The sequence below is a fragment of the Enterobacter cloacae complex sp. ECC445 genome (genome assembly GCF_021892025.1).
Taxonomy (GTDB): domain Bacteria; phylum Pseudomonadota; class Gammaproteobacteria; order Enterobacterales; family Enterobacteriaceae; genus Enterobacter; species Enterobacter chengduensis.
On record NZ_JAKLRZ010000002.1, the window covers coordinates 390,111 to 412,245 of the forward strand.

Below are 22,135 nucleotides of genomic sequence, written 5' to 3' on the forward strand. Positions count from 1 at the left end.
GTGGCATTTAGGATGTTTCTTAAAAAGAATTCCATACCAACAGTATTTGACATTTTCTTTGCCGTACTTTGACGTTTTGAATAATAACCCTAAGAAATAATCGCCATGATTACCCGGCAAAATCATTTAGCGGTGAAGCCATGATAAAAAAAGGGTTATCTCTCATCATGCTTATCTGTGCGCTGTTTTCAGGCCAGCTTATGGCCGGGCACAAAGGACATGAATATTTATGGGTAAAGAACGTCGCGCATCAGCTTCGTCATGAAGCCGACAGCGATGAGTTGCGGAGTGCTGCGGAAGAATCGGCGGAGGGTTTGCGCGAGCATCACCTGTGGCAAAAATCGCGCAAACCGGACACGCACGTTCGGTAATTAGCTGCCCTTGCGTTTTGGCAGCGTTTTCATCAGGTCGTCCGGACTAACGGACGCCACGATGCTGCCGGGCTGCGGCATTTTGAAGATGTGGTTCTTCATCTTACCAATCACATGCATTTCGCATGGACGGCAGTCAAACTTGAGCGTCAACACTTCGTCACCGTTTACCAGCTGCATGGGCGTGGCCTTCCAGCTCTTAATGTTGCCTTTCGCCTGCTTGGGACACAGGTTAAACGCAAAGCGGAGGCAGTGCTTGGTGATCATCACCGGCACGTCGCCCTTCTCTTCGTGCGCTTCATAGGCGGCGTCAATCAGCTGCACGCCGTGGCGATGATAGAACTCGCGCGCCTTATGGTTGTAGACGTTGGCCAGGAAGGATAAATGGGTCTCCGGGTAGACTGGCGCAGGGACGGTTTCCGCTTTACGGCTGGCGCGCGGATACTGTGCCAGGCGCGCGGCATCCAGCAACTCTGTCGTTTCACGGCGGAATGCGTTAAGCAGGCTGTTTGGCACGAACAGCGCGTCCGGCAGATTCACATCGATAGCGCGCGCGTAGTAGATCGTCTGGCCCAGCTTCGCCACGCCATCCTTCAGGCTGTTAAGCGCTTTTTCCGCGTTGTTTGCCACGTCGAAGTGACCCTCGAGCGTATGGGTCACGCTGATGCCGTCTTCACAGGTCATGGTCAGAATCAGCTGCTCTTCCCAGCCGCCAAGCTCGATATCCACCGCGATACGACGCTCGCTGGAGGTTTTCAGCAGCGCCTGCTGCCAGTTATGATCGAGGTTACGGTTAAGCGCCGCGTTTGGCCGCGCCTTGTAGAGATCGGCAGGCATTTCATTCGGCCATACGCGGTAGCGGTTTTCGCCGGTTTTCTCAACCGTATTGGCACGGAAGCCCACGACTTCACGCTTAATCATCACGTTGAGGCCATCACCGTTTGCCAGCGGTTCCGTCACCTGGACATCCAGGTGATCTTTCGCCACCTTCAGCACTTCACCCACCGGTAAACCGATAAACTTCGGCGAGTCGAACGCGCCGATGTCCCCTTTACGGGCATTCACGAAATAGTCCGTGCTGCCGCGGTGGAACGTTTTGTCCGTCGACGGAATAAAGAAATGCTCGGTACGGCCAGCCGACGCGCGCGCCAGGTCGCCGCGGTCTTCGATGATGGCGTCCAGCATCTGACGATAGTGCGCGGTGATGTTCTTCACGTAGCTCATATCTTTGTAGCGCCCTTCAATCTTGAAGGAACGCACGCCCGCGTCGATCAGGGCGCCCAGGTTGGCCGTCTGATCGTTATCCTTCATGGAAAGCAGGTGTTTTTCGAACGCGACGACGCGCCCCTGATCGTCTTTCAGGGTATACGGCAGTCGGCAGGCCTGAGAACAGTCGCCGCGGTTGGCGCTGCGGCCCGTCTGCGCGTGGGAAATGTTGCACTGCCCGGAATAGGCGACGCACAGCGCGCCGTGGATGAAGAACTCAATCGTCGCGTCCGCGGCCTGGTGAATATCACGAATTTGATTCAGGTTAAGCTCGCGCGCCAGAACGATCTGCGAAAAGCCGACGTCGGAGAGAAACTTCGCCTTCTCTACCGTACGGATATCACACTGGGTACTCGCATGCAGTTCAATGGGCGGAATATCCAGCGCCAGCACGCCCATATCCTGAACGATCAGGGCATCCACCCCGGCCTGATAGAGATCGGTAATCAGACGTTGCGCAGGCTCCAGCTCATCATCATGAAGAATGGTGTTCAGGGTCACGAACACTTTCGCCCCGAAGCGATGGGCAAACGGCACCAGTTCTGCAATATCGCTCAGGCTGTTGCTGGCGTTATGGCGGGCACCGAAGCCCGGGCCACCGATGTAGACGGCGTCAGCGCCGTGAAGGATCGCTTCACGGGCAATGGCGGCGTCGCGGGCCGGGCTTAAAAGTTCAAGATGATGGGATTGCAGGCGCATACTTCGTCGTTATCCGTTATGGTCAAAATGGCGGCTATTGTAGTCAGAAGTCTGCGTCAGCGAAACAGTTTTGCGCAGCGTCAGCGGGGATAATGAATCAGGGAGTGAAAATGCACCGTCCGGTCGCTGCTGTTGCGGTAGGCGTGCGGTTTATCGCCGGCAAAACGGACGCCCGAGTCGGCATAAACCGTCTGCCATTCGCCGTCGATTTTCATCTCCAGTTCTCCGCTAATGACCACCACATGTTCAATCACTCCGGCCTCATGCGGCGTGGATTCACTCAGCGCGCCGGGGGCCAGGGTAATGGAAAAATAATCAACCCCGAGCGTTTCGTCCCACGGAAAAAGCGGCTTGACGACCATCGCCTGCTGCTGCGGGTCAAACACCGCCTGCCGGTCAGCCTCCGGCGTGATAAACGCGGAAAACGGCACGTTCAGCCCGGTGGCAATTTTCCACAGCGTCGACACCGTCGGGCTGGACTCATTGCGCTCGATTTGCCCAAGCATGGCTTTTGACACGCCGGTCTCGTCCGCGAGCTTCGACAAACTCCAGCCGCGCGCCTGGCGCAGCGCTTTCAGCGTGGTTGCAAGATGTTGTGTGATGTCCATGTTTCCTCCTGATGGCGATCAGCATACCACTTGTACGCTATAGCGCACAGTGCTACCTTATAACGGACGTTATAACGCACAGCGGAGTTATCATGCGCCCTTCCTCTCATCTTGTTCCGGCCGTACTGGCAGGATTTGTCGCCGTGCTGGTCGGTTACGCCAGCTCGGCCGCCATCATCTGGCAGGCCGCCGCTGCGGCAGGCGCCAGCGCGCAGCAGATTGCGGGCTGGATGACCGCGCTGGGGATTGGCATGGGCGTCAGCACCCTGGCGCTTTCCTGGTGGTATAAAGCACCGGTCCTGACCGCCTGGTCGACGCCCGGCGCGGCGCTGCTCGCCACCAGCCTGCACGGCGTGACGCTGGCAGAGACCATCGGCGTGTTTATCTTTGCTAACGCGCTTATTTTGCTCTGCGGCATCACCGGCCTTTTCGCCCGTCTGATGAAGCTGATCCCCCATTCGCTTGCTGCCGCCATGCTGGCCGGGGTATTGCTGCAGTTTGGCCTCCACGCGTTTGCGCATCTTGAGGGGCACTTTCTGCTGTGCGGCAGCATGATAGCGGCGTGGCTCATCGCCAGGGCGCTGGCTCCGCGCTATGCCATCGTGGTCACGCTGCTGGTCGGGGGGATCGCGGCCTGGGCGGGCGGTGACGTTGTCACGGATAAGGTTACCCTCTCTTTGGTCATGCCTGAATTTATTGCCCCTACGTTCACGTTCACCAGCCTGGTGAGCATTGGCGTGCCCTTCTTCCTGGTCACCATGGCTTCGCAAAACGCGCCGGGGTTCGCCACGATGAAGGCCTCCGGTTACCCGCTGGCGGTCTCGCCGCTCATCATTGCTACCGGCGCGCTGGCGCTGCTGCTTTCGCCTTTTGGCGTCTTTTCTGTTTGTATCGCGGCCATTACTGCCGCCATTTGTCAAAGCCCGGATGCCCATCCGGATGCCGATAAACGCTGGCTGGCGGCCATCGCGGCAGGCGGGTTTTATCTGCTGGCGGGGATTTTCGGCGGCTCGATCACCGGGCTGATGGCCGCTCTGCCGCTCAGCTGGATCCAGACGCTGGCCGGTCTGGCGCTGCTGGGCACCATCAGCGGAAGTTTATATCAGGCATTAAGCCACGAAGCGGAGCGCGACGCGGCCATCGTCACGTTCCTGATGACCGCGAGCGGCGTCACGCTCCTGGGCATCGGTTCGGCATTCTGGGGGCTGGTGCTGGGCGGCGTGTGCTATGCCCTGTTTTCACGCGCTCGCCGCGCGCAGCTGAGACGGCGTAAGGCCCATAACGCTGCGAAAACGGTTACTGAAGTGGCTGGCGGAGTTAAACCCGCAGGCCAGGGCGATATCCGTTAGCGGCGTTGAGGTATGCTGCACCATCTCTTTCGCCTTTTCCATGCGTCTTTGCATCACATACTGATGCGGTGCCAGCCCCGTCGACTGGCGGAACATGCGGGCAAAATGGTATTCGCTGAGGGCAGCCTGCGCCGCCAGTTCAGCCAGCGTCAGGGGCTGACCCAGGTTCTCTTCGATAAAGGCCAGCACGTTGCGCAGCACGAACGGCGACAACCCGCCGGTGACGACCGGCAGCTTCCACTGCACGTTAGCGTAGTTTTGCAGCAGATGGGTCAGGAGCAGCGTTGAGGCCGTGCTCAGGGTGAGCTGGTTGGCGTGCTGCTGCCAGTCGCAGCCCAATAAAAACTGTCGATACAGCGCGGTGATCTTCGGATCGCTGCCAAAAATGCGCTCGTCGAGGGTCAGCGAAAGCGGCCGCTTGTCCCAGATCTTTTCCCCCACGTCGCGCAGGTGTTCATCGGTGCAGTAAAGATGCACAAACGACAGGTCGTCACGGATATCCCACGTCGATTCGCTCTCTTTGGGCATCAGGCAGAAACGGTCCGGTCCTCCGCCGTTCTTCCAGCCGCCCGGCGTTTTTTGGTAGCTCTCGTAGCCGTCAGCCACGTACAGGCTGAGGGTATGGTGGTTACTTTTCACGGTTATCGTATCGTGCTTGTTGTACCACGCTGCCAGCTGAATACCCGAATTCAGCGAGACGGTCTCCCGCAGGACCGCATTCTGTTGGCAAAGCGTTTCAAAGGTATCGTAAGCGTGTGACATAACCGTTAGCGCATGATTGTTCGAAACATCAGTCTAAGAAGAGTTGTCTCCCGTTGCCAGACCCGGTGGAAGAAAAAAGCGCAAGATTTTGCAAGTCACCCGCAAGCAGGTGCAAGCCCGCTGCGAATCTCAGCGCCATACTGCGGGCTTCCGTGGTTTGAGAAGAGAAAGAGTATGAACGCATTATTATACGGACTGGTGGTGATCATCTGGGGAACCACGTGGATTGCGATTTTCCTGCAGCAGGGTCCCGTTGCCGCGCCCGTCTCTATTTTCTGGCGTTTCGCCGTCGCCAGCCTCACGATGATGGTGGTGTTAATCGCCCTGCGCCGCCTGCGCACGCTGGCGCTGCGGGATCACCTTTATTGCATGCTCCAGGGGTGCTGCGTTTTCTGCTTTAACTTCTGGTGCTTTTACACCGCCGCCTCGCACATCAATACCGGGCTGGAGTCGGTGATCTTCTCCATGGCCGTGCTCTACAACGCCATTAATAGCTTTATTTTCTTCGGCCAGCGCCCGCCCGCGCGTTTCTGGACGGCGGCAGCGCTGGGCCTGGTCGGGATCGTCACCCTCTTCTGGGACGATCTGCTGGCCAGCGGCTGGAGCGCGTCGCTCCTGACCGGGATTGGTCTTTCCGCGCTTGGCACCTACGGCTTCTCGCTGGGCAATATGATCAGCATGCGTCATCAGCGCAGAGGTCTGGAAACCATGACCACCAACGCCTGGGCAATGCTGTACGGCACGCTGGTCATGGGCTGCATTGCGCTTTACAGAGGCGATAGCTTTGTGCCGGAATGGACGGTGAGCTATCTCGGCGCGCTGGTTTATCTGGCCGTGTTTGGCTCGGTGATTGCTTTTGGCGCTTACTTCACGCTGGTAGGCCGCATTGGTCCGGGCAAAGCGGCCTACAGTACGCTGCTCTTCCCGCTGGTGGCGCTCTCCATCTCCACGGTGTATGAAGGCTACGTCTGGCATATCAACGGCATTGTGGGATTAGCGCTGATTCTGGGAGGAAATATGGTGATGTTTACCAAACCGGAAACCTGGTTCAGGCGCTTAAGAACGGCGTGAATAAAAAGGCCTGCGCAATGCAGGCCTTTTTACGTTACTTCGCGGTCTTTTTCACATCAAACATGGTGGCGTCCGTCGCCATGTCATCAACAACCTGCTTCAGCGTCGCAAAGGTCATTGGTGTTTTTTCGTTATTCAGCTCTTTACCTTCACCTTTACGCACCACCTTCATAACCGGTTTGTTGGTGGCCGCATCGATCAGCTCACCTTCAAAGTAAAGATGGGTATCCATGGTGCGGTGTCCGGTTGCCATCTGCGTACCGGCAACCACCAGCGCAACGGGCACCACTTCATAGAACTGCAGTCCCTCTTTCTGCGAACTCACCCCGGTAATTGCACCGCGAAAAATCAGGCTATGTTTACCCGGCGTGGTCACAATCGGCTTACGCGTACCAATCGCCGTTTTCATTTTGGTATTGGTGTAATTCAACAGCTCATCAAGCGTTTTTTGCCCGATTTGCGTGGTGGGTTTTGGCGTTGGATAGTAGGTAATCGGGGTCCAGATAATACTGTCGTAGTTAGCTTCATTATAGGAAGGATCAACCCAACGCAGCGTTGGCTTGCCCGTCGCAGACGTCGTCTGCTGCAGGCCGGAGTAGTCTTTTAAAAAGCCAGAGTATTGTTCTGGCGCGGCGACTTTTGAAGAACAACCCGCCAAAGCCAATAGACCAGTAAGCGCTGCAACTTTAAAAAAAGTTTGAGTACGCATGATAGTTTTCCATGTTATCTGCAAGTATGCATTTGAAGTTATAGCAAAAGAGAGGCGGGTTTGTTGTGACAAAAAATGATGCGGAGAGCACAAATTGCAAAAAGATTGCCCGGACGCATGCCGGGCAGTGAAAAATTACTGATTTATATCCACTTGCCAGAACAGATGTTTGCCAAACGGGTCGATTTCATAGCCCTTCACCTCCTTGCGTACCGGTTCGAAAATCGTTGAATGCGCAATCATCACCGCAGGCATCTGGTCATGCATCATCTGCTGCGCCTCTTTATACAACGCCACGCGCTTATCATGATCGGTCATCGATTTCGCCTCGGCAATGAGGTTATCGAAGGGCTTGTAGCACCATTTCGCCGAGTTTGATCCGCCGTTCGCCGAGGTGCAGGTAAAGAGCGGGCCGAAGAAGTTATCCGGATCGCCGGTGGCCGTCGTCCAGCCCATCAGCGCGGCCTGATGCTCTCCGCCCTTCACGCGTTTCAGATACTCGCCCCATTCGTAGGTAACGATTTTGGTCTGTACGCCAATTTTCGCCCAGTCCGCCTGAATCATCTCCGCCATGCGTTTCGCATTCGGGTTATAGGGACGCTGGACCGGCATCGCCCATAAATCGATGCTGACGCCGCTGGCAAAGCCGGCCTCTTTCAGCAGCGCTTTGGCTTTTTCAGGATCGTAGTCGTAATCCTTAAGCTCACTGTCGGCACTCCAGACGTCCGGCGGCAGCAGATTCTTCGCCACGGTGCCGGTACCGTGGAACACCGCATCAATAATGGCCGGTTTATTGATGGCCATCGCCAGCGCCTGACGGACCTTCACGTTATCCAGCGGCGGCTTCTGCGTATTGAACGCCAGGAAGCCGGTATTCAGTCCGGCCTTGCTCATCAGGTTGATATCTTTGTTGGTCTTCATGCGCGGCAGATCGGCCGGGTTCGGGAACGGCATCACCTGACATTCGTTCTTCTCAATTTTGGCAAAACGCACGGAGGCATCCGGGGTGATGCTAAACACCAGCCTGTCCAGCTTCGATTTCCCCTGCCAGTAGTCGGCAAACGCCGTGAACAGGATCCGGGAATCCTTCTGATACTGCGCCAGCTTAAACGGTCCGGTGCCGATGGGTTCCATATCCACCTTCTCCGGCGTGCCCGCTTTCAGCATCGCGTCGGCATACTCCGCTGAAAGGATCGAGGCAAAATACCAGGCCAGATCGGCGACAAACGGCGCTTCCGGGTGCGCCAGGGTAAAGCGCACGGTGTGGTCATCGACTTTATCAATGGCGGTAATCAGGCTGCCGAACTCCAGGCTTTCGAAGTTGGAATAGCTGCCGTTAGAGACGTTGTGGTAGGGATGATTCACGTCTTTTTGCCGCATAAACGAGAAGATCACGTCGTCGGCGTTAAAGTCACGGGTCGGCGTGAAGGATTTATTGCTCTGGAACTTCACGCCCTTGCGCAGATGGAAGGTGTAAACCTTGCCGTCGTCGCTCACCTCCCAGCGTTCCGCCAGGCTCGGCACCAGCTCCGTGGTGCCGGGTTTGAAATCGACCAGACGGTTATAGACCGGCACGGCGCTGGCGTCGACGCTGGTTCCCGAAGTGTAAAGCTGAGGGTTAAAGTTTTCCGGCGATCCTTCGGAGCAATACACCAGCGTTTTCGCAGCGACAGCGGAACTGACAGTGAGTGCCGCGAGCGCCAATGTGAAAGTTGTGAGTTTGCTTGTCATCATTTATTCCTGTCTTTTTAATTCGACGGCTAATTAATTCTTTTGCCATTTCATAAATAACATTAAAGTGATGTGGCAAACACCTGAAAAATAAATAAGGAATAAATCACTATGGGCTCGCCGCTTTCCAGACAATTAACGCACCGTTTTTTCCGCTATCTCGCGATCACCAGCCAGAGCGATCCCAGAGTCAAAACCCTGCCCTCAACGCCGGGCCAGCATGACATGGCGCGTGAGCTGGCGCAGGAGCTGGCACAGCTGGGGTTAGACGACATTGTGATTGATGAATTCGCGACGGTGACGGCGGTTAAAAAAGGCAACGTGCCCGGTGCGCCGCGCATCGGCTTTATTACCCATATTGATACCGTCGACGTGGGACTTTCACCGGATATTCATCCACAAATATTAACGTTTACCGGTGAAGATCTCTGTCTGAATAAAGAGAAAGACATCTGGCTACGGGTAAACGAGCATCCCGAAATTCTGGCTTATCCGAACGAGGAGATTATTTTCAGCGACGGAACCAGCGTATTGGGCGCCGATAATAAATCGGCGGTCACGGTGGTCATGACGGTGCTGGAAAACCTGACGGCGGAGCACCGGCATGGCGATATCGTCGTGGCGTTTGTGCCTGACGAAGAGATCGGCCTGAACGGTGCCAAGGCGCTCGATCTAAAGCGCTTCGACGTCGACTTTGCCTGGACCATTGACTGCTGCGAGCTGGGTGAGATTGTCTACGAGAACTTTAATGCGGCAGCCGCGGAAATCCGTTTTACCGGCGTGACGGCGCACCCGATGTCCGCCAAAGGCGTACTGGTGAATCCCCTGCTGATGGCGACTGATTACATCAGCCATTTTGACCGCCAGCAAACGCCCGAGTGCACCGAGGGACGTGAAGGCTATATCTGGTTTAACGGCATTCAGGCCGAACAGAACGAGGCCGTTCTTAAGGCCAATATCCGCGACTTTGACAAGGAGAGCTTTGCCGCGCGCAAGCAGCAGATTGCCGAGGTGGCCGCGCTGATTGCCGCCCAATATCCGACGGCCAGTGTGGACTATCGCATTGAAGATACCTACAGCAATATCAGCAATGCGATTGGCGAAGACCGGCGCGCCATCGATCTGATGTTCGAGGCAATGGAATCGCTCGGCATCACGCCGAAACCGACGCCGATGCGCGGCGGCACCGACGGCGCGGCGCTCTCGGCTAAAGGGCTACTCACCCCGAACTTCTTCACCGGGGCGCATAACTTCCACTCGAAGTTTGAATTCCTGCCGCTGTCGTCGTTTGAGGCGTCTTATAAGACTGCCCTGCAGATCTGCCTGCTGGCCGCCCGTTAAGCGGGCTTGCGTACCAGCATCGTGGCAAAGCGCAGCTTGATGCGGTTGCCGTTTTCATTAGTGCGGTGCAGTTCGCCAACGTCCTCGTTGTATTTGAGCAACTCCCAGCCTTCGTAGTAGTTGCTCAGCTCACCGCTCCTGAAGGCAAACGGGAAGCCGACCGTGCAGGGGTAGTCTGCCGTATCCATGGCGGCAACGATCAGATTGTAACCGCCCGGCGTCGTGCAACGCTGCATATTGGCGATAAGGCCCGGGATGGTTTTTGCCTCAAGGAACATCATCACCACGGTAGAGAGAATATAATCGTACTGGCCGTCAAAGCTCAGGTTGTTCAGATCCTTAATCGCGGTATGCAGATTAGCAATCCCTTCTTCCGCCTTGATGCGCTCGATATTGTCGATGCTCATCGGGTTCTTGTCCCATGCGGTCACGTCGTACCCGTTGGCCGCAAGGTACAGGCTGTTACGGCCGTTGCCGCAGCCCAGATCGAGCGTTTTACCGGGCTTCACAATCTCCGCGCTGTACAGCACCTCTGAATGGGTACGGGTTAAGCCATATTTCTCTGTGAAGTAATTCTCATCGACGGTCATTGTTTTTCCTGCGTTCGCATAAAGTGAAAGTGCATTTTACATGCCATTTTAAGGCGTTTACCGTCTGGTTGCCAAGCCGCTCGAAATGCGAAAACTTTGCTACGTTTAGTGAAGACGCTTATCAGAGATATGAAGATGAACAAATATCGCCTTAGCGACGAGACCCGCCTATGGCAATGGAAAAACGGCGAAACCACCCACGCCACCACGCTGCGGCAGATTATCGCCACGGCGGACTTTAACGACGTGACAGTCGGCACGAGAGGCGGCTGGATTGACGATGAGCGCGCCCTCGCGCAGGACGGCGACTGCTGGATCTACGATGAAAACAGCGTGGTGTTCGCGGGTGCAGTCGTCTCCGGCAACGCGCGTCTTACCCTTCCATGCATCATTAGCCATGACGCGCATATCGGCGACAGCTGCTGGCTGGACGGCGCAGAGGTCAGCCACGGGGCGCGAATAAGTGACAACGTCACCATTCAGCAATCCTGCGTACGGGGCGAGTGTCATATCTACGGCGACGCGCGCGTGCTGCATCACAGCGTGGTCATTGCCGCCAAAGGGCTGACGCCGGACCATGAACAGATCCTGCAAATCTACGACAAGGCGACGGTGAGCCAGTCACGGATTGTGCACCAGGCGCAAATCTACGGCGAGGCGATGGTCAATTTTGCCTTTGTTGAACACCGGGCCGAAGTCTTCGACAACGCGATCCTGGAGGGTAACGAACTCAACAACGTCTGGGTGTGCGACTGCGCAAAAGTCTATGGTAACGCCCGCGTGATAGCCGGGTTTGACGACGATGCCATCCCCACGGTGCGCTATAGCTCGCAGATTGCGGAGAATGCCGTGGTCGAAGGCAACTGCGTCATCAAGCATCACGTCCTGATTGGCGGGCAGGCCTGGCTGCGCGGCGGGCCAATCATGCTGGATGATAAAGTGGTGATCCAGGGGCGCGCGCGCATCAGCGGAGATGTGCTTATCGAACACCGGGTTGAAATCTCCGACGATGCGGTCATTGAAGCGTTTGCCGGCGAGAGCATTCACCTGCGCGGCGAAAAAGTGATTAACGGTGACCAGCGCATCACCCGCACGCCGCTGCTGGGCGCGTTATAGGGTATAGATCCGGCCGTAGATATTCGCATCGTCAAAGCGACCATTCAGGTATTCCGCTTCCCGCAGGCACCCTTCCAGCGTAAAACCGTTGCGCACGGCAACACTGTTGCTGTGCTGATTCGCCACCCGACACTTGATCACAAAACGACGGATCTCACCGCGTTCAGCGTAGTAGCGCATAAACGCCTGCAGTGACTGAGAGAGAATGCCCTGACCCTGGTGGGCTTCATCCAGCCAGTAGCCGATGTAGCCGGCTTTGTTGGTCGGTTCAATGATGTTGAACGACAGGACGCCAACCAGCGCATCATCCTTGAAGATCAGAAACATTTTGGCGTAGCCGCGCTGGTGCAGCATCTGGTTACTCTGCACGTTGCGGCGGGTATCCTCTTCGCTGCCCACGTGCTGCGCCCAGTCAAAGGCGGTTTGCAGAAAGGCTCTGTTTTTGACGACGAGATTGTGCAGGTCGGCGGTATAGCGCTCTTCGACGGCGCGAAGTTCGATATCCTGGGAAACGGGGATAATTTCTGAAGACATGGTGCCTCTCCATTGCCGGGTGGCGCTAACGCTTACCCGGCCTACAAATGCGTCCAGAGTAGGCCGGGTAAGGCGCAGCCGCCACCCGGCACAATCCCACAAGCGTTAACGCATTACCCGGTCGTCAACATACTGACGTTTATCCGGCGCGGGCGGGAAATACTGGTACAGCCAGGTTTCGCTGATGGCGTCGCCCTGACAGCGCAGGAACAGACGCATATCTACCGGCTCGGTTGAATCCGAGGTCGGGTACCAGTCAAACAGAATGCGATAGCCGTCAAACGGCTCAACGTAGAGGATCTCAACCTGCTTCGCTTCACCGCTGGAGAGCGTAATCACCGGCTCGATGCCTTTTGGCGCAGCGGCCTTCAGGTCACCGCCGACGAAGTCGATCGCAAAGCGACGGGCCCACACTTTCGGGTAATTTTCGCCCGGCGCCCAGCCTTCCGGGAACCCGCCCATGCCGGTACGGGTGGCGAAAACGTTGGCCAGCGGAGAGCGCACCGGCGGCATGGCGCTCCAGTACAGACGATATTTGAAGTCCAGCTCGTCGCCCGCCTTCACCGCTTTTTCCGGCTGCCAGAAGCAGACCACGTTATCCAGCGTTTCGCCGGTGGTCGGGATCTCCATCAGGCCAACCGCGCCTTTCCCCCAGTCGTTACGCGGCTCAACCCACAGGCTCGGGCGTTTGTTATACCAGCCCATCACGTCCTGATAGTGCGAAAAATCGCGGTCGAGCTGCAGCAGGCCGAACCCTTTCGGGTTTTTATCCATATAGGCGTTGAACTGGAGCTTCTGCGGGTTATTCAGCGGACGGCAGATCCACTCCCCGTTGCCGCGCCACATCGCCAGGCGGTCGGAGTCATGAATTTGCGGGTGGATGGTATCGCACATGCGGCGTTCGTTATTGCCGCAGCTGAACATGCTGGTCATCGGCGCGATGCCGAGCTGCTTGATGTCCTTACGCGCGTAGAGGTGGTTTTCCACCTCCATGATCACCTGACTCTTCTCGCAGTGGATCACGAACTTGTAGGCACCGGTAATGCTCGGGCTATCGAGCAGCGTATAAACGGTAAAGGTGGTGTCGCCAGGCTTGACGGTTTCAAACCAGAAGGCGGTAAAGTCCGGGAACTCTTCCGGCGTGTCGGTAAAGGTATCTACCGCCAGACCGCGTGCGGAAAGGCCGTACTGATAGGTGTCGTCCACCGCGCGGAAATAGCTCGCGCCCAGGAAAGAGACGATATCGCGACGCGCCAGCTCCGGCGCCTTAAAGGCGCGGAAGCCCGCAAAGCCGAGATCGCTTTGCCCTTCCAGCTGTTTGGTATCCACCCCGGTTTCACCGTAGCTGAACAGCTCCGGACGGAAGTGGATCTCGCGCGCCATAGAGGTGGACTGGTCCAGGGAGAACATCCGCACGCGGCGGCGGAACCCCATTCCCATATGGAAGAACTGCACGTCCAGCTGACGCCCTTCAATGTTGTTCCACAGAGACTGCTTCTCATCGTAGCGGATGGCGTTATACGCCTGCGGCGTCATGGTCGCCAGCGTCTCCGGCAGCGGACGCGGCGCGCCACCCCACGGGGTTTTCGCCAGGTCATGCGCCATGGATTGCAGTACGGAGAAGTCAAAACGACGGCTCTGGCCGTCAGCAATGTCAGAGTCGGCAGCGTATGCCGCGTTGGAAAACAGGGAAGCAAGGCCAGAGGTGCCGCTCAGGGCTGCCACTGCCAGCGAGCCTTTTAGAAAACGTCTGCGATTCATGCCTGGAAAAACGTCCTTATGGTCGTGTGAATGTGTTCCGCGCTCGGCGAAATGACGGCAAGAAAGAACGCACAGCCTAAACAAAAATGGTTAAGAATCCAATTGTTGGCCGGTGATTATATGAACAAACCGAGAAATATTTTCTGTCGACCAGAACGGCCCGAAAGTGGTGTAAAGAAAGCCTGGAAAATGTGTAGAAAAATGCCCCGTCAGGACATCAACAGCCGGGGCAAAGGAGGTGGTTATTTTACGCTGACATCGATACCCGGGAAGTACTTATCAGCGAGTTTAGCGATCGTGCCGTCGGCACGTACTTTATCAATTGCGGCATCAAGCTGCTTTTTGGTGGCCTCGTCACCTTTACGCAGCCCAAAACCGATCCCGCTGCCGAGGATAGTGTCGTCAGACACCGGCTTGCCGATGAAGCCAAACCCTTTACCCTGCGGCTTGCTGAGGAACCCTGCCTGCCCGGCCGCGGACATCACCAGCGAGGCGTCGATACGGCCATTCAGCAGGTCGCCCCAGGCCATATTCTGATCTTTATAAGACACCACGGTGACACCGTGCTTTTCCCAGTGCTCTTTCGCGTAGGTTTCCTGAATGGAGCCCTGCAGTACGCCAATGGTTTTGCCCTTCAGCCCTTCCGGCGTCGCCTCAACCGCCGTACCGGCCTTGCCGACCAGCTGCGACGGAATGCGGTAGATCGGCTGGGTAAAATCAATGCTCTTGCGGCGCTGCTCGGTGATGTTCATCGCCGAATTGATGGCGTCAAACTTCTTCGCCACCAGCCCCGGGATTAACGCATCAAACGAGGTTTCCACCCAGCTGCACTTCAGCGCTGCCGCTTTGCAGATGGCATTCCCCAGCTCCACGTCAAACCCTTCCAGTTCGCCCGCCGCATTGCGGCTTTCAAACGGCGGATATTCGGCTTCCAGACCGTAACGCAGCTCGGACGCCGCGAAGGAGGAAAAGGTACACAGCAATCCCATGCCGACAACTAGCGCGCGTAATTTCATCAACAACTCCTCAGAGCTTATCTCAGCGTGGTTTAACCCGACACAGGGCCTGGGCACCTGCCCGTAACGTCGCCTCGTCTTTCGCAAAAGAGAGACGAATCAATTTATTATCCGTGCCGTCTGCATAAAACGCCGACAGCGGGATGGTGGCAACGCCGTACTCGACGATCAGCCGCTTCACCAGCTCGCTGTCGCGTTCGTCGCTGAACTGACCGTAGTCCGCCAGCATGAAGAACGATCCGGCGCTCGGCAGCAGCGTAAACGGCGAATCGGCAAGCAGGCTTTGCAGCAGATCGCGCTTGCGCTGGTAAAACGCCGAGAGCGACAGCCAGGTTTGCGGGTCGACCATATGCTCGGCAAACGCGTGCTGCATTGGCGTATCGGCAGAAAACATTAAAAATTGATGGACTTTACACATCTCGTCCATCAGTACCGCCGGCGCTACACAGTATCCCACTCGCCATCCGGTAACGTGATAGGTTTTTCCGAAAGAGGAAATAATCACGCTGCGCTCCGCCAGCTGCGGGTGCGTGGCCATCCCGTGGTGCGGTTCACCGTCAAAAACGACGTGCTCATACACTTCGTCAGACAAAATAATGATGTCCGTGCTGCGCGTCAGCGCCGCCAGCTGCTGCAGGTCATTGGCCGAGAAGACCTGACCGCTCGGGTTGTGCGGCGTATTGATGATGATCATCCGCGTGCGTGGGGTGATGGCAGCGCGGACCTCGTCCCAGTTGACGGCAAAATCCGGCACCGTGAGCTTGATGGCAACCGGCGTTGCCCCCTGCAGGCGGACAATGGGAGCGTAGCTGTCAAAGGAGGGCTCAAAGTAGATCACCTCATCCCCCGGATGCACCAGCCCGCTGATGGCGGAATAGAGCCCTTCGCTGGCGCTGGCGGTCACCAGCACCTCGCTGACCGGGTCATACTGCGTGCCGTAGAGCGTGGCAATCTTATCCGCAATGCGCTCTTTGAGCGGCTGCAGACCGGTCATCGACGCGTACTGGTTGTGCCCCTCCTCCATGGCGCGGGTGACGCCCGCAATCAGCTTCGGGTCACAGGAAAAATTCGGTGCGCCCTGAGAAAGGTTAATGGCGTTATGCTGCGCCGAGAGCTGGCCGATAACGGTAAAAATGGTGGTACCCACATCGGGCAGCTTGGAGCGGGTTTGCACGGGCGTTCGTAAAGTCATCCTCTTTCCCTTCTCATGGACATTGCATAACTATTCAAACAACATCTCTGCTGTCGGGACAATCGAATTGTTGTCATAATAGCCATGAGAAAAATGCATAGCTGAGGTGTTTTTATGTCGCGCCGTTCGCTCCCGCTCAACGCCATTGACGCATTTTTAGTCACCGCGCGTCACCTGAATCTGACCCATGCCGCCGCGGAGCTTTGCCTGACGCAGGGAGCCGTAAGCCGTAAGATTGCCTCCCTTGAGGCGTGGTTTGGCTTTCCGCTTTTTGAACGCCACGCGCGCGGCCTGCGCCTCTCTTCCCAGGGCAGCGCCCTGCTCCCGGAACTGCAGTCTGCTTTTGAACACCTGCTGACCGTGGCCGACCAGGCCCGCAGCCCGCATACCGTGATTCGGCTTAAGGCCCCCACCTGCGCGATGCGCTGGCTGGTGCCGCGCCTGCTGGAGGTGGAGCGCGAGCAGCCGGATCTGCAGATCGCCCTGACCACCACCACCGATCACAACGTCAATTTCAAAACTGAATCCTACGACGCGGCGATTGTCTTCGGCACGCACATGAGCGCAGGCGATCTGCTGTTCGAAGAGGCGCTCACCCCGGTGATAAGCCCGGTGCGAGCGGGTGCAGCGCTGGGGTCGCTGACGTTCCTGCACCCGACAAGGGATAAAACGGACTGGTCGCTGTGGCTGACGAAGCAGGAAGGTCCGGGATTTGCCATGCACAAAAATCAACACTTCGACACGATGGATCTTGCCATCACCGCCGCCATTCAGGGGCTGGGCGTCGCCATTGCCGACGAAACGCTGGTGGCCGAGGATGTCCGCGCGGGAAGGCTGATGCGGCCATACGAGACAAGCATCAAAACCGGCGCGAGCTACCGGCTGGTGCTGCGCGAAACGCCGGCCGAGGAAAATGGACTGGCGGCGTTTCGCGCCTGTTTGCTTAATCGAGGCTGACGTGGTGCTTCATCACCCGTTTGAAGAGGCTCATGCGGGCGCGCATAAAGCGGTTTTCAAGCCTGAAACCTGCATGTTTATTCACGCCAATGCGTAGCAGAACGTCCCGCCCTTTACGACACGCGGGCCAGCGCGTCGGCCCGGGCAGGCTGTCGCGAGAGCCCGCTTCACGCGCAAAGCTCACCCAGTAATCGGCCACGTGGGCAGCAAACTGCAGATCCCGCTCGTTGACATACTGGCGGGAAGGCTCCACCAGGCCGAGGGTATCGAAAACGTAGGGCACTTCGTTGCCGTGCCACGCGCCGTTGATGTAGGTTCCATGTTCCGCTTCGGCGACATAGTCGAACCAGTAACGCCAGCACAGTCCGCCGACGCGCTGCTGAGCCTGCATCACCACGTAGCCCATCGTGGTGAACGCCATGTCGCGGCACACCTGCCTGCCCAGCTCTTCATCGCCCTTCACGCCCGGATAGAGCAGCTTAATCAGCCCCAGCCCGAAGCGGCGCTCCCGGCGCAGCTTCTGGATTTGTCCGGCAAGATCGACGCCAAACACCGCCATTACGCTAGCCTCATCGCTGTTCGACCCAATCATCACCGGTACGGGATGCTGGCGGGCGGCGAAAAAGACGTCCAGCATCGCTTCGGGCAGAACGCAGTCTCCGACGATGGGCGCCGGGGCGACGTTCAGCGGCGCGGATAACGGCCAGAACGCGTCCGGCGGAATGGCGCGCAGCTGCTCCGCCGTCGCGCTTTCCAGGCCGAAATGGGCGGCCAGCGCCTCCCCTTTCTGCAGCGCCTGCTCGCGCGGCGTGTCCGGCAGGGTGTATCCGCTTTGCACAATCGCCTTGTGGAACAAGCCAGCCGCCAGGGGCGATGCCAGCAGAGAGAGCACGCTGCGCGCGCCGGCGGATTCACCAAATAGCGTTACGTTGGCGGGATCGCCGCCGAACGCGGCAATATTGTCCCGCACCCATTCGAGGGCCGTGATTTGATCCAGCAGGGCAAAATTATGCACCACGCGATCTTCCTCGCCTTCCAGCGCGGGATGGGCGAAAAAGCCGAGATGGCCGAGACGATAGTTGATCGTCACCACAACCACGCCGCGCGTGGCAAGCGCTTTGCCGTTATAGGGCGGTAACCCTCCCGCACCGATGGTAAAGCCACCGCCGTGCAGCCAGACCATCACCGGAAGCGGTGCGGTACGGTCGACGGGAGACCAGACGTTCAGATAAAGACAGTCTTCCGAAAACTGACCGGGATCGCCCCCGCCCAGCTCCTGACAATATTCGCTGCTTTGCCAGCTTGAGGCCGAAAAGGCGGTGGCCTGGCGAACGCCATCCCAGCGTTCGGGCGGCCTGGGCGAACGCCAGCGCCACTCGCCCACGGGCGGTGCGGCGTAGGGAATACCGCACCAAAGGTGGACGTTTTCATCGGTTAAGCCAGACAGCGCGCCCTGGCGCGTTTCAACCACAGGGGTGGAAAGATGTTGCATAACGACCTTATTTTTTTCCATCACACCCCAGCAGAGTAACGGTTTCAGAGCAAACCGCAACGCTGTTTGCTGCGCGTTTCCGCCTCCTCATAGAGGGTGAACTCGTCATACACCGGGCAGCCCAGCGCCGCTTCAAACGCCTCGCGGCTGGAGTTACCGTGGCTTCGCGCCTGGGTTTCGTTCCCGAGATTGGACTGGAATATCCCGGCTGCGCTCACCGGGAGGAAATCTTCGTAGGTGATCGGCTGGGCCACTACCCATCCACGCTCAATCAGCGGCTGCGGCTCGTCTCCCGGACGGAACGCATGGCGATGCGCTTCTCCGGCCGGCGTCAGACGGTAGCGGAAGTACGCCAGCCCCTGACGACGCATTAACAGCTCGCTGTCCGGGAAGGCGCTAAAGACCTCCCGCAGATGCAGCTGGTGCGTCAGGTTATCTTTGCCCGTTCCGGCCTGGGCGAGGAGGCTATCGTACAGCTCACGGCCTTTCGGAGTCAGCGCCACGCCGCGCTGCTCAATCTCACCGAAGCGCGCGGTGTGGGTGCCCTTATGTTCGCCGGCAAACAGCACCGGCTCTTCCAGCGCCTTGAAGCTGGTTTGACGCAGGAGGACGGGCACCTCGCGACGCGGCGGGCCTTCAATCAGAATTTTTGGCTCAATGCCGTACTTCGGCATCAGCTCCTGCGCCCGGTCAATATCCAGCGTGCGCGGCGTGAGGTGGTTGATGTGGCAGCCCGGGAAGCAGACCACGTCGGCAATCAGCCGGTGCTCGTTGCTCAGGGCAAGGTAGGTCTCCTGATCGACCGTCGCGTGGCGGTGCCAGCGGAAGGTTTCCAGCGCTTCCTGCACAAACTCGCGCGCCTGCGCGTCGGTAAACTGCCCTTCCGACTCATGCAGATCGAGAAGCGCCAGACAGCGCGGGGTAAAGATGTTCCGGTGAGAGAGGATTTCCGCCGCCCGTTCGCGCAGCGCGACGTTCTCAATCAGTTCAAGGCGCAGCAGCGACGTAAAGATACGGAACGGATTACGGCACAGCGCCGCATCATCGATCGGGCGAAACGCCGTGGAGTGGACCGGCACCCCCGCCTGGGAGAGATCGTAATAGCTGACCGGGTACATCCCCATAATGGCAAACATACGGCGCAGGGTAGACAGTTCCTGCGCCGTGCCGACGCGGATCGCGCCGTGGCGCTCCACGTTCAGGCGCGCAAGCTCATCGGCGTTTGCCAGTTGTTCATGTAATAGTGGGTTATTTTCCAGCACCGCCAGGTTGACGTCCGCAACCAGTTCGAGCAAGGTGCCGTACTGCGGAACTTCCTGCTGGTACATCGCCGACATAGCCTGCGAAAAGTGTTCCCGAATGTCATCAGCCGTGATGGTGTTCGCCATGATGTCATGCCTCCAGTGAATATTACCTGGAGTGTAGAGAAACCCGTTCCTTCCGGGGGGAAGAATTTCTGATTTGTGATCTTAAGACGACAGTGGTTAAACCGTGTGCTACCGGCCTCTGAACGAACCTTAACGAAACCGCCCTTTGACCTGAACGCTTTTATCCAGGATTTTCCTTATAATTATTTAGGGTTCCGCCTGCTAGCTATAAAGGAGTATTTTTTATTTTCTCCTGACTGCAAATCAACCAATTTGAATGCGTCATTATTTTTATCCTCTCCCTTCAAATTTTTAGCTAAAAGTTAGGAATAATCTGAACGGTTGTTGACAAGTCCTTCCTGTCTATTCATATTTCCAACGCAAGCGAAGCGCAAATTTACAAATATTTAAAAATAACGCAGCCGCAAATAGCAAAACGCATTTGACGGTTCTCACACAGCGACTAGAGTTATTACTCGAACGACGAGTGATACGAAATATTTTCGTATCGTACTGACATAACCAATATATGACTATGAGGTTTAATATGGCAGAGCATCGTGGTGGTTCCGGTAATTTCGCTGAAGACCGTGAAAAAGCATCAGAAGCTGGACGTAAAGGTGGCCAGCACAGCGGCGGTAATTTTAAAAACGATCCGCAACGCGCGTCTGAAGCGGGTAAGAAAGGAGGACAGAACAGTCACGGCGGAGGCCGTAAGTCTGATAACTCCTGATCTTATTTAGCACTCTTTTAATAAAACCAGAGAGCATGCTGCGGGCTGAAAAGCTCGCACTACCCTTTCTCTATTTTACCGGAGCGTAATTATTATGAATATGAAAAGCGTCGAGGATGTTTTTATTCATTTACTATCGGATACCTACAGCGCAGAAAAGCAGCTTACCCGCGCGCTGAGCAAGCTTGCCCGCGCCGCGTCCAGCGAGAAGCTGAGCGCCGCCTTCACCGCACACCTTGAAGAGACGCAGGGTCAGATCGAACGTATCGACCAGATAGTCGAGCAGGAAGACGGTATTAAGATCAAACGCATGAAGTGCGTGGCGATGGAAGGCTTAATTGAAGAAGCCAACGAAGTTATCGAGAGCACGGAAAAAAATGAAGTGCGTGATGCCGCGCTTATTGCCGCTGCACAAAAAGTGGAGCATTACGAAATAGCCAGCTACGGTACCCTTGCCACATTAGCAGAACAGCTGGGCTATAAAAAAGCCGTTAAGCTTCTGGCCGAAACGCTGGAAGAAGAAAAAGAGACCGACCTTAAACTCACCGATCTGGCCGTTGGAAATATTAACCAAAAAGCGCAAAAATGACGCAATAATACAGGTCAAATAAAATGAGCATCAGTCCCAGGACAATTAAACGGTGCCATTTAGCGGCAGCCATAATATGGTTCATTCTCGCTATCCCTTCCGTTATATGGTGGAAGAGCAGCGTGCTGTGGGTCATTATCATCAGTATCTACGCCAATATTGTCGGCCATTTATCGGGCTACAGTGCCGCACGTGCCGATCAGGCTGCTGAAAGTGAGACCAAATAAGCGAACCCCTAATGAGGATACAATGATGAATCACGTAGAACACTACCATGACTGGCTACGCGATGCCCATGCGATGGAAAAGCAAGCCGAATCAATGCTGGAATCCATGGCCAGCCGTATCGATAATTATCCTGATGTTCGCGCCAGAATAGAACAGCATATTAATGAGACAAAACGGCAAATCACATTGCTGGAGGAAATCCTCGACCGTAATGATATTTCTCGTTCGGTCTTAAAAGACTCAATGAGCAAAATGGCGGCGCTGGGTCAATCCATCGGCGGCATGTTCCCTTCAGACGAAATCGTGAAGGGCTCGATCAGCGGCTATGTCTTCGAACAGTTTGAAATCGCCTGCTATACCTCCCTGCTCGCTGCCGCTAAAAAAGCGGGCGACGTCGCCTCGGTCCCCGCTATCGAGACGATTCTGGCGGAAGAGCGTGAAATGGCCGACTGGCTGATTCGCCATATTCCTCAGACCACGGAACAGTTCCTGCTGCGTTCAGACGCAGACGGTGTCGAAGCGAAAAAATAGCCCGTAGCGCTGCCGCCGGGCGAGGATTTTGCCAACCGGGACTACACTCTATCTTTAGGTAGAGAGGCTCGCGGAAGTTGGCACGGCGATCCGCATTCCGACCTGCTCACCGGTGCCGGTTC

The 22,135-nt window shown here is 56.7% G+C and carries 22 protein-coding genes; 10 read left to right on the top strand and 12 right to left on the bottom strand.

The window, feature by feature from the left end; translation table 11 throughout:
• Positions 1 to 140 precede the first annotated feature (140 nt).
• Positions 141 to 371 (top strand): DUF2554 family protein, encoded by a 231-nt coding sequence (locus L6R44_RS03345; protein ID WP_032640211.1) that lies wholly within the window; start codon positions 141 to 143, stop codon positions 369 to 371.
• On the opposite strand, the gene L6R44_RS03350 is transcribed toward L6R44_RS03345, so the two are convergent.
• On the bottom strand, positions 372 to 2,336 hold the full coding sequence (locus L6R44_RS03350; RefSeq protein ID WP_237423259.1) for a peptidase U32 family protein: 1,965 nt from the start codon (positions 2,334 to 2,336) through the stop codon (positions 372 to 374).
• A gap of 80 nt (positions 2,337 to 2,416) precedes the next feature.
• Positions 2,417 to 2,944 (bottom strand): helix-turn-helix domain-containing protein, encoded by a 528-nt coding sequence (locus tag L6R44_RS03355; protein WP_237423260.1) that lies wholly within the window; start codon positions 2,942 to 2,944, stop codon positions 2,417 to 2,419.
• Positions 2,945 to 3,036: 92 nt separating this feature from the next.
• Between L6R44_RS03355 and L6R44_RS03360 the strand changes: the two genes are divergently transcribed.
• The gene (locus L6R44_RS03360) at positions 3,037 to 4,293 is read left to right on the top strand and encodes a benzoate/H(+) symporter BenE family transporter (RefSeq protein ID WP_237423261.1); all 1,257 of its coding nucleotides are present in this window, start codon (positions 3,037 to 3,039) and stop codon (positions 4,291 to 4,293) included.
• Here the strand turns inward: L6R44_RS03360 and L6R44_RS03365 are convergent.
• On the bottom strand, positions 4,183 to 5,055 hold the full coding sequence (locus L6R44_RS03365; RefSeq protein WP_032640219.1) for a helix-turn-helix transcriptional regulator: 873 nt from the start codon (positions 5,053 to 5,055) through the stop codon (positions 4,183 to 4,185). The genes L6R44_RS03360 and L6R44_RS03365 overlap by 111 nt on opposite strands.
• 174 nt (positions 5,056 to 5,229) lie before the next feature.
• Between L6R44_RS03365 and L6R44_RS03370 the strand changes: the two genes are divergently transcribed.
• Positions 5,230 to 6,126 carry a DMT family transporter gene (locus tag L6R44_RS03370; protein WP_032640222.1) on the top strand — a complete coding sequence of 299 codons (897 nt, stop codon included), beginning with the start codon at positions 5,230 to 5,232 and terminating at the stop codon, positions 6,124 to 6,126.
• A gap of 34 nt (positions 6,127 to 6,160) precedes the next feature.
• On the opposite strand, the gene L6R44_RS03375 is transcribed toward L6R44_RS03370, so the two are convergent.
• Together L6R44_RS03375 and L6R44_RS03380 are read right to left on the bottom strand one after the other, a co-directional pair.
• Positions 6,161 to 6,835 (bottom strand): DUF3313 domain-containing protein, encoded by a 675-nt coding sequence (locus tag L6R44_RS03375; RefSeq protein ID WP_237423262.1) that lies wholly within the window; start codon positions 6,833 to 6,835, stop codon positions 6,161 to 6,163.
• A 135-nt stretch (positions 6,836 to 6,970) separates the two neighbouring features.
• Positions 6,971 to 8,566: an ABC transporter substrate-binding protein gene (locus L6R44_RS03380; protein WP_237423296.1), complete on the bottom strand. Its 1,596-nt coding sequence runs from the start codon at positions 8,564 to 8,566 to the stop codon at positions 6,971 to 6,973.
• 111 nt (positions 8,567 to 8,677) lie between these two features.
• Between L6R44_RS03380 and pepT the strand changes: the two genes are divergently transcribed.
• Positions 8,678 to 9,907 (top strand): peptidase T, encoded by a 1,230-nt coding sequence (gene pepT / locus L6R44_RS03385; protein ID WP_237423263.1) that lies wholly within the window; start codon positions 8,678 to 8,680, stop codon positions 9,905 to 9,907.
• Here pepT and tehB read toward each other — a convergent pair.
• Positions 9,904 to 10,497, bottom strand: coding sequence for a tellurite resistance methyltransferase TehB (tehB, locus tag L6R44_RS03390; protein WP_237423264.1), 594 nt, complete (start codon positions 10,495 to 10,497; stop codon positions 9,904 to 9,906). The two genes, pepT and tehB, sit on opposite strands and share 4 nt — an antisense overlap.
• A gap of 135 nt (positions 10,498 to 10,632) precedes the next feature.
• Here tehB and ydcK point away from each other — a divergent pair, with 135 nt between their 5' ends.
• Positions 10,633 to 11,613, top strand: a complete 981-nt coding sequence (gene ydcK / locus L6R44_RS03395) for a YdcK family protein (protein WP_237423265.1) — start codon at positions 10,633 to 10,635, stop codon at positions 11,611 to 11,613.
• Here ydcK and rimL read toward each other — a convergent pair.
• The 4 genes from rimL to L6R44_RS03415 form a co-directional block, all read right to left on the bottom strand.
• Positions 11,608 to 12,147: a 50S ribosomal protein L7/L12-serine acetyltransferase gene (gene rimL / locus L6R44_RS03400; protein ID WP_237423266.1), complete on the bottom strand. Its 540-nt coding sequence runs from the start codon at positions 12,145 to 12,147 to the stop codon at positions 11,608 to 11,610. The two genes, ydcK and rimL, sit on opposite strands and share 6 nt — an antisense overlap.
• Before the next feature lie 105 nt (positions 12,148 to 12,252).
• On the bottom strand, positions 12,253 to 13,908 hold the full coding sequence (locus L6R44_RS03405) for a glucan biosynthesis protein D (protein ID WP_045326162.1): 1,656 nt from the start codon (positions 13,906 to 13,908) through the stop codon (positions 12,253 to 12,255).
• Positions 13,909 to 14,150: 242 nt separating this feature from the next.
• On the bottom strand, positions 14,151 to 14,924 hold the full coding sequence (locus L6R44_RS03410) for a transporter substrate-binding domain-containing protein (protein ID WP_032640239.1): 774 nt from the start codon (positions 14,922 to 14,924) through the stop codon (positions 14,151 to 14,153).
• A gap of 22 nt (positions 14,925 to 14,946) precedes the next feature.
• Positions 14,947 to 16,116, bottom strand: a complete 1,170-nt coding sequence (locus L6R44_RS03415) for a pyridoxal phosphate-dependent aminotransferase (RefSeq protein ID WP_237423267.1) — start codon at positions 16,114 to 16,116, stop codon at positions 14,947 to 14,949.
• 114 nt (positions 16,117 to 16,230) lie between these two features.
• Between L6R44_RS03415 and L6R44_RS03420 the strand changes: the two genes are divergently transcribed.
• A complete protein-coding gene (locus L6R44_RS03420; RefSeq protein WP_237423268.1) occupies positions 16,231 to 17,073 on the top strand; it encodes a LysR family transcriptional regulator in 843 nt (280 codons plus the stop codon).
• Here the strand turns inward: L6R44_RS03420 and L6R44_RS03425 are convergent.
• Together L6R44_RS03425 and hglS are read right to left on the bottom strand one after the other, a co-directional pair.
• Positions 17,060 to 18,565 carry a carboxylesterase/lipase family protein gene (locus L6R44_RS03425; protein WP_237423297.1) on the bottom strand — a complete coding sequence of 502 codons (1,506 nt, stop codon included), beginning with the start codon at positions 18,563 to 18,565 and terminating at the stop codon, positions 17,060 to 17,062. The genes L6R44_RS03420 and L6R44_RS03425 overlap by 14 nt on opposite strands.
• 44 nt (positions 18,566 to 18,609) lie before the next feature.
• Positions 18,610 to 19,953, bottom strand: coding sequence for a 2-oxoadipate dioxygenase/decarboxylase HglS (hglS, locus tag L6R44_RS03430; RefSeq protein WP_237423269.1), 1,344 nt, complete (start codon positions 19,951 to 19,953; stop codon positions 18,610 to 18,612).
• Between the two features lie 526 nt (positions 19,954 to 20,479).
• On the opposite strand from hglS, the gene L6R44_RS03435 reads away from it, so the two are divergent.
• The 4 genes from L6R44_RS03435 to L6R44_RS03450 all read left to right on the top strand — a co-directional run bounded on the left by L6R44_RS03435 (position 20,480) and on the right by L6R44_RS03450 (position 22,013).
• Positions 20,480 to 20,665: a general stress protein gene (locus L6R44_RS03435; RefSeq protein ID WP_004150795.1), complete on the top strand. Its 186-nt coding sequence runs from the start codon at positions 20,480 to 20,482 to the stop codon at positions 20,663 to 20,665.
• A gap of 94 nt (positions 20,666 to 20,759) precedes the next feature.
• Entirely contained in the window at positions 20,760 to 21,254 is a 495-nt protein-coding gene (locus L6R44_RS03440) for a YciE/YciF ferroxidase family protein (protein WP_023311678.1), read from the top strand.
• A 23-nt stretch (positions 21,255 to 21,277) separates the two neighbouring features.
• On the top strand, positions 21,278 to 21,481 hold the full coding sequence (locus tag L6R44_RS03445) for a hypothetical protein (protein WP_032640249.1): 204 nt from the start codon (positions 21,278 to 21,280) through the stop codon (positions 21,479 to 21,481).
• A gap of 25 nt (positions 21,482 to 21,506) precedes the next feature.
• Positions 21,507 to 22,013, top strand: coding sequence for a ferritin-like domain-containing protein (locus L6R44_RS03450; RefSeq protein ID WP_237423298.1), 507 nt, complete (start codon positions 21,507 to 21,509; stop codon positions 22,011 to 22,013).
• Positions 22,014 to 22,135: the final 122 nt, after the last annotated feature.

Excerpts from the sequence above, each read along its gene's own strand:
- L6R44_RS03345 (WP_032640211.1), top strand. The coding sequence starts at position 141 with ATGATAAAAAAAGGGTTATCTCTCATCATGCTTATCTGTGCGCTGTTT.
- L6R44_RS03350 (WP_237423259.1), bottom strand. The coding sequence starts at position 2,336 with ATGCGCCTGCAATCCCATCATCTTGAACTTTTAAGCCCGGCCCGCGAC.
- L6R44_RS03355 (WP_237423260.1), bottom strand. The coding sequence starts at position 2,944 with ATGGACATCACACAACATCTTGCAACCACGCTGAAAGCGCTGCGCCAG.
- L6R44_RS03360 (WP_237423261.1), top strand. The coding sequence starts at position 3,037 with ATGCGCCCTTCCTCTCATCTTGTTCCGGCCGTACTGGCAGGATTTGTC.
- L6R44_RS03365 (WP_032640219.1), bottom strand. The coding sequence starts at position 5,055 with ATGTCACACGCTTACGATACCTTTGAAACGCTTTGCCAACAGAATGCG.
- L6R44_RS03370 (WP_032640222.1), top strand. The coding sequence starts at position 5,230 with ATGAACGCATTATTATACGGACTGGTGGTGATCATCTGGGGAACCACG.
- L6R44_RS03375 (WP_237423262.1), bottom strand. The coding sequence starts at position 6,835 with ATGCGTACTCAAACTTTTTTTAAAGTTGCAGCGCTTACTGGTCTATTG.
- L6R44_RS03380 (WP_237423296.1), bottom strand. The coding sequence starts at position 8,566 with ATGACAAGCAAACTCACAACTTTCACATTGGCGCTCGCGGCACTCACT.
- pepT (WP_237423263.1), top strand. The coding sequence starts at position 8,678 with ATGGGCTCGCCGCTTTCCAGACAATTAACGCACCGTTTTTTCCGCTAT.
- tehB (WP_237423264.1), bottom strand. The coding sequence starts at position 10,497 with ATGACCGTCGATGAGAATTACTTCACAGAGAAATATGGCTTAACCCGT.
- ydcK (WP_237423265.1), top strand. The coding sequence starts at position 10,633 with ATGAACAAATATCGCCTTAGCGACGAGACCCGCCTATGGCAATGGAAA.
- rimL (WP_237423266.1), bottom strand. The coding sequence starts at position 12,147 with ATGTCTTCAGAAATTATCCCCGTTTCCCAGGATATCGAACTTCGCGCC.
- L6R44_RS03405 (WP_045326162.1), bottom strand. The coding sequence starts at position 13,908 with ATGAATCGCAGACGTTTTCTAAAAGGCTCGCTGGCAGTGGCAGCCCTG.
- L6R44_RS03410 (WP_032640239.1), bottom strand. The coding sequence starts at position 14,924 with ATGAAATTACGCGCGCTAGTTGTCGGCATGGGATTGCTGTGTACCTTT.
- L6R44_RS03415 (WP_237423267.1), bottom strand. The coding sequence starts at position 16,116 with ATGACTTTACGAACGCCCGTGCAAACCCGCTCCAAGCTGCCCGATGTG.
- L6R44_RS03420 (WP_237423268.1), top strand. The coding sequence starts at position 16,231 with ATGTCGCGCCGTTCGCTCCCGCTCAACGCCATTGACGCATTTTTAGTC.
- L6R44_RS03425 (WP_237423297.1), bottom strand. The coding sequence starts at position 18,565 with ATGCAACATCTTTCCACCCCTGTGGTTGAAACGCGCCAGGGCGCGCTG.
- hglS (WP_237423269.1), bottom strand. The coding sequence starts at position 19,953 with ATGGCGAACACCATCACGGCTGATGACATTCGGGAACACTTTTCGCAG.
- L6R44_RS03435 (WP_004150795.1), top strand. The coding sequence starts at position 20,480 with ATGGCAGAGCATCGTGGTGGTTCCGGTAATTTCGCTGAAGACCGTGAA.
- L6R44_RS03440 (WP_023311678.1), top strand. The coding sequence starts at position 20,760 with ATGAATATGAAAAGCGTCGAGGATGTTTTTATTCATTTACTATCGGAT.
- L6R44_RS03445 (WP_032640249.1), top strand. The coding sequence starts at position 21,278 with ATGAGCATCAGTCCCAGGACAATTAAACGGTGCCATTTAGCGGCAGCC.
- L6R44_RS03450 (WP_237423298.1), top strand. The coding sequence starts at position 21,507 with ATGAATCACGTAGAACACTACCATGACTGGCTACGCGATGCCCATGCG.